Origin of the sequence: Micromonospora sp. NPDC049044 (genome assembly GCF_040649215.1) — a bacterium.
GTDB lineage: Bacteria > Actinomycetota > Actinomycetes > Mycobacteriales > Micromonosporaceae > Micromonospora.
Genome location: NZ_JBEZFA010000092.1, coordinates 1 through 1,002, shown reverse-complemented (window position 1 = coordinate 1,002; position 1,002 = coordinate 1). Strand labels below are relative to the sequence as shown.

Below are 1,002 nucleotides of genomic sequence, written 5' to 3'. Positions count from 1 at the left end.
CTGTCGTACAAGATCAATGGTGCGGGTTCCTGGTCCTCGGGTGAGCTGAAGGACAGCACCTGGCAGGGCATGACCCACCTGGTCTCGCCCGGCGCCGGCATCTACTACGGCCGCACGAGCAACGGTGCGCTGCACCGCTACCTCGATCAGGATCCGTACGACCGCGACGGCAGCGACCTCATCGGGCAGGGCACCGTCGACGACTCCGGCTGGACCCAGACCCTGCTGTCCGCCCAGCCCTTCGCCAACTGAGGCGCCCGACCATGGCCAACCTCCGGTACCTCCAGATCTCCGCCATTGAGGAGCGACGAGACATGACTCAGCCCCACCGGGTACGACGCCTGACGGCGGCAGCCCTGGCCGCCATGGCGCTGGCCGGGACCGGCGTTTCGGCGCTGGACATCGTCGATTCGGCCGCCGCCCAGGCCGCTGGCGCCCGGCCGAACTTCCAGCTTCCGTTCGCCTGCGACGACGTGTGGCGGATGTCCACCTATCCCGGCCACGACGACTACGACATTGACATGTTCGCCACCACGGGGACCACGGCCGGCCGGCCCATTCTCGCCTCTGCCGCGGGCACCGTCGCCTACGCCGGCTATGACAGCGGTGCGGGCAACTACGTCAAACTCAATCACGGCGGCGGCTGGGAGTCGCTCTACCTGCACATGGTCTCGACGCCCGCTGTCTCGACCGGTCAGCAGGTCGGCCAGGGTCAGTTGCTCGGCCGGGTCGGCACCACCGGCAATTCCAGCGGCGAACACCTGCACCACGAGCAGCGACGTGACGGGGCCAAGGTCGAGTCCTACTTCAACGGTGCCCCGTCCGGCATCACCACCGACGGCTCGCCAAGCGGCGAGCCGAAGTCGCCAGAGGTTCGGGCGGTGAGCGCGAACTGCGGCAACATCTTGGTGTACGGGGTGCTGGCCGATGGCAGGTTGACGTACTCGGAGATCGAGTCGGGTACGGGCCGCCGGTTGAAGACGGTGCTGTCGGAGGAGCCTC

At 68.0% G+C, this 1,002-nt stretch carries 1 protein-coding gene and 1 pseudogene; both read left to right on the top strand.

The window, feature by feature from the left end:
• Nucleotides 1–252: pseudogene (locus tag AB0B85_RS33610) on the top strand (hypothetical protein); the annotation flags it as partial.
• 104 nt (nt 253–356) lie between these two features.
• Nucleotides 357–1,002, top strand: a 646-nt coding sequence (locus AB0B85_RS33605; RefSeq protein WP_357413811.1) for a M23 family metallopeptidase, incomplete at its 3' end; no start/stop codon positions are given.